Here is a 4583-nt window from a genome sequence, read left to right as displayed (position 1 = left end):
AAGCGGGGGCCGAAGAGGCGCGCACTGACCTTGGGGCTGTTCACCCCGAGGCCCACGCGCACGCCGCGGGCCACGAGCGCGGCCGAGTCCATGCCGAACCAGGCAGTGAGCGTGCCCGGCTGCCGCAGACGGGCGCTGTCGCGCGGCACGAAGATCCCCGGAATCGTGTCGGCGCTGCCATCGGCACCACGCGACAGATGCAGCACCGCCGGCTGCCCTTCCCACGCCGAATTCACCACGCCGCCACGCTCACGCAGCGTCACGGTACCGTCGCCGCGAATGCCCGCCACGTGGTACGCGACTTCGTCCATGTGCGCCATGAACACCACCGTGTCTCGCGCGGGGCCGATGCTCACGATGAGATTGCCCACGCTGTCCACCACCGCGCGCTGCTGCGCCCACGCCGGCAGGGCCGCACGGATCGCTTCGCGCACGCGCCATTCGTGCATGGGCACGCCGGGCAGGTCGGCGAGCGACGCGAGCAGCTTCATCGTGGAGGCGTGCGCATCGCCAGCCGCCGGCGTGTCGGCGTGTGCACTCGCCCGACGGCGCCGCGGAATGGTGGCCCAGGTGTTGGTGCCCGTGCTACTCACGCCCGCGGCCTTGGTGACCTCGGCCAGCAGCCATTCGGCTTCGCGACTGTTGAGGCTCTCCACCAGCGTGTTGGCATGGCGCACGGCCGGCGAGAGGACTCGCACCGAATCGGCGCGGGCCGCACGGAAGACCCCGATATTCACCGCGGGGAGTGCGCCGGCGCGTGCCCAGCGCTGGGTGCGCGTGCTGCGCCCGCCCATGAGCAGGGTGATTTCGTCGGCCTTGAACTGCGGCGCGCGCGCGAGCACGCCGCCGAGTCCCGGCCAGCCGAGCGTGCTCTGCGTGCTGATGATGAACATCGTCTCGCCCTGCGTGACCGTTCCGCGCGCGGCCGTCACGAGTGCTGCGCATCCGGCGCGCTGGGCGGCGAAGCTTCCCGCGACCTGCTCACTGTAGCTCCATGCGTCGAGCCGGCGCTGCACCGGGTCGAGCAGTTTGACACCAAGCGCGGCCACCTCGGCCGGTGACGACGCGCCCACATCCACCCACAGGTCGTCGGCGCTCACGACGAGGGAATCGCGGCGGTGCTGCTGCGCGAAGTGCCCGTTGGCGATGGCCGCGACGGCGGTAACGGGACCGCGATCGGTGAGGATCTCGAGCTGCTGCCCCTCGTGCGCCTGATCCCAGAGCGGATGCGCGACGTTACCGACGCGGTGTAATCGCAACAATCCGTCAGCCGTGATCTGCGTGACGGCGAACCCTGCGCGATCGATGCCGCACGCCACCACCCGTTTCGGCGAACCCGATCCCTTGCGCAGCACGAGATTGCCGGCGGCATCGGCCTTCCACGTGCCACCCGTGAACGCATTGAGCGTGGGGATGAGCGACGGGGTGGTGCGCATCTCGAGTCCCACAGGGGCGTCGAACGCGACCCACGACGCGATGGCGGGCTGCTGTGCGGACATGGAGACCGGCGCGGCGAGGGCGGCGGCGAGGGCGAATCGCTTGCTCATGGGAGGGATAGCTGTTGATGGCGATCGCGCGTCACCGCGCTGCCTGGTGCGTCGGGACCGACGCGCTTCACGGCTTGGTTGGGGCTTTTCCGCCACCGCGCGCCACGGCGCGCACGCGGAGGCCATCGCTCAACGATTCGGGCGGGTTCACGACGAGTGCATCGCCGGCCTTCACGCCGTCGAGTACTTCCACCGAGGTGCCAAAGTCGCGGCCGAGGGTGACCGGCACGAGTTGGACCGTGTCGTTTTCGACGCGCGCGACGAGCGTGCCCTCGCCGCGCACGATGAGCGCGATGGCCGGAATGCGCAGCGACGCCCCTGTGGAGGGGACCGTGAACTGCACCTGCGCATACATGCCCGGGAGCAGTGTGCGCGCGCGATTCGGAATGTGGAGTTCGGTGAGCAGCGTGCGGGTGACCGGGTCGATGGCGCCGGCGGTGCGCACGACGGTGCCCGCCACGGAGGCATCGCCGGCGTCGCGGACGAGCACACGCGCGCGCATCCCGGCGCGTACGCGCGCCGCTGCGCTCTGCGGCACATTGAGCATCACACGTACGGTGTCGGTCTGCACCAGCGTGAGCAGTGGCCGCGCCGCTGCGGCGGCACCGGCCACCACCAATGCCCCGAGATCGACGGTGCGCGATGTGACCACGCCGGAGAACGGCGCGAGCACCGCACCGAACCGCAGCACCTCGCGCAGGTTGGCCACGTTGGCTCTGGCTGCACGGAGATTGGCCTCCGTGACGTTCGCCTGCGCCTGGCGCTCGTCGAGCTCCTGCGGTGTCACCACCCCCTGCTGTGCGAGCTGCTGCCACCGCCTGAGCGAGGTACGCGCCAGCGCGGCACTGGCCTCGGTCTGTTCCACCACGGCGGCCGCCTGCATCGCCTGCTCGCGCACCTCGGGCATGTCGAGCACGAGCAATGTGTCGCCCGTGCGCACCACCGAACCGATGTCCACGCGGAGCGCCCGTACGAAGCCGTTCGCGCGCGCGAAGATCGGCGTTTCATGCAGGCCGGTGACACTCCCTGGGAGCTCGAGTGGGGTACTCGTGGTGTCCTTGCGCACCTTCTCCGTGAACACCGTGGGCGCGGCGTTCACCTGCTCGCGTTCGGTGTCGCGGGCGCGCGATTGCGCGATGCGCGGGAGTGCTCCCGCGGCGAGCATGCCGCCGAACACCAGAACCAGCACGATGGGGAGCACACGTCCCTGACGGAGACGTGCAGTGGGGTGAGTGGTCATCATGAAACCGGTACAGGAATCGGCGCCGAACCATGGCCGGCCACCGGTGCAGACAGGGGATCAGGGCGCGCACGCCCCGCACGCAAACGGCTGTACACGAGCGGCAGCAGTGTGAGCGTGGCGACCGTGGCGAACGTGAGACCGCCGATCACCGCGCGCCCGAGCGGGGCGTTCTGCTCGCCACCTTCACCAATGCCCAGCGCCATGGGCACCATACCCACCACCATTGCTGCTGCCGTCATGATGACGGGACGCAGACGCGTGGTCGCGGCTTCGAGCGCCGCGTCGAACGCGGAGAGGCCGGCATCCATGCGCTCGTTGGCGAAGGCCACCACGAGAATACCGTTGGCGGTGGCCACGCCCACACTCATGATGGCGCCCATGAAGGCTGGCACGCTGATGGTGTTGCCGGCTGCGAACAGCATCCAGATCACGCCGGTCAGCGCGACGGGCAGGGCGCTGCTGATGATGAACGGGTCGAGCCAGCTCTGGAAGTTGATGACCATGATGAGATACACGAGCACCACGGCGAAGAGCAGCCCGGTCGCGAGTCCCTTGTAGGATTCGCGCATGCTCGCCACCTGACCGCGCATCACGAGGGTCGTGCCCTTGGGGAGCGAGGGGCGAAGGGAGTCGAGCACCATGTCGATGTCGGCCGCCACGGCGCCAAGATCGCGGTGCTGCACGTTGGCGTAGACATCGAACACCGGCGACACGTCGTAATGGCTCACCACGGCCATGCCGCTACCGCGCGAAATGGTGGCGACGTTCTCCAGCAGCTGCGGAGTGGCGCCGCCGGCGCCCGACACCGGGGTCTGCCCCAGCGCCTCGAGCGACGGCACCCGGTACTGCGGCGTCTGCACGCTCACGGTGTACTGCACGCCGTTCTGCGGGTTGAGCCACACGTTGGGTTGCGTCTGTCCACTCGACGACAGCGAGACGAGCAGGTCGCTCGCCACCTCACGCGTGGTGAGGGAGAACGAACCGGCGCGGGTGCGGTCCACATTCACATTGAGCTGCGGTGCCTCGAGACGCTGCTGCAGGTACACATCCACCGCGCCGGGAATCTCGCGCAGCCGCTTCTCCAGCGCGCGTGCCACCACGATGTTCTCGGCGCGGTTGGTGCCCGTGACCTGCACGTTCACCGGGGCAGGCAATCCGGCGTTGAGGATCTGCCCGATGATGTCGGCCGACTGGAAGAACACGTTGGGAAACTCGTCGCGCATCACGCGGCGGATTTCGCTCGCGTACTTCGCCGTCTCGCCTGCGCGCTCTTCGCTGAGCACCACCAGCAGGTCGGCGTCGGTGACGCCGGTGGTGGGATTATCGCTGAACGCGAGGTTGGTGAGGCTCGTGCTGGCGATGCCGACGTTGTCGAGAATCGTGGCGACGTCCTGCGGCGGAATGATGGTGCGGATACGCGCCTCCACGGCGGCCACCATGCGCGCCGTCTCCTCGAGACGGGTGCCCACCGGTGCGCGCAGGTGCAGGCGGATCTGCCCGGCGTCCACCTGCGGGAAGAAGTCGCGTCCGAGCCACGGGACGAGCGCCCCCGCGGACACGATCACCAGCACGATGCCGACCAGCAGGCGGGCCGGCTTGGCCAGCATGGCGCCGAGTGCGAGGCGATAGCGCACGCGCTGTCCCTCGAACCACTGCTCGAAGCCGTAGTGCATGCGGGCGAAGAGCCCGGGACGCTGCGGCAATCCGGCGCGCTTCGCTTCGATGGCGCGCTCGCGCTGCATGGCGAACTTCACGAGCGTCGGCACGAGCGTGCGCGAAATCACGTACGACGC

The 4583-nt window shown here is 69.3% G+C and carries 3 protein-coding genes; all 3 read right to left on the bottom strand.

Going from position 1 to position 4583, the window contains the following annotated elements; genetic code table 11:
* The coding region (locus ACIQ6O_RS13240) for a hypothetical protein (protein WP_396208262.1) at positions 1-1547 on the bottom strand (1547 nt) is incomplete at its 3' end.
* 67 nt (positions 1548-1614) lie between these two features.
* Positions 1615-2790: an efflux RND transporter periplasmic adaptor subunit gene (locus tag ACIQ6O_RS13235; RefSeq protein WP_396208261.1), complete on the bottom strand. Its 1176-nt coding sequence runs from the start codon at positions 2788-2790 to the stop codon at positions 1615-1617.
* A partial coding sequence (locus ACIQ6O_RS13230; RefSeq protein ID WP_396208260.1) for an efflux RND transporter permease subunit occupies positions 2787-4583 on the bottom strand: 1797 nt, incomplete at its 5' end. The genes ACIQ6O_RS13235 and ACIQ6O_RS13230, both read right to left, overlap by 4 nt.

The organism is Gemmatimonas sp. (genome assembly GCF_044345575.1).
In the GTDB taxonomy this organism is placed as follows: Bacteria; Gemmatimonadota; Gemmatimonadetes; order Gemmatimonadales; family Gemmatimonadaceae; genus Gemmatimonas.
The sequence above is the reverse complement of the archived record's forward strand: the minus strand, read 5'-3'. Positions and strand labels throughout refer to the sequence as shown.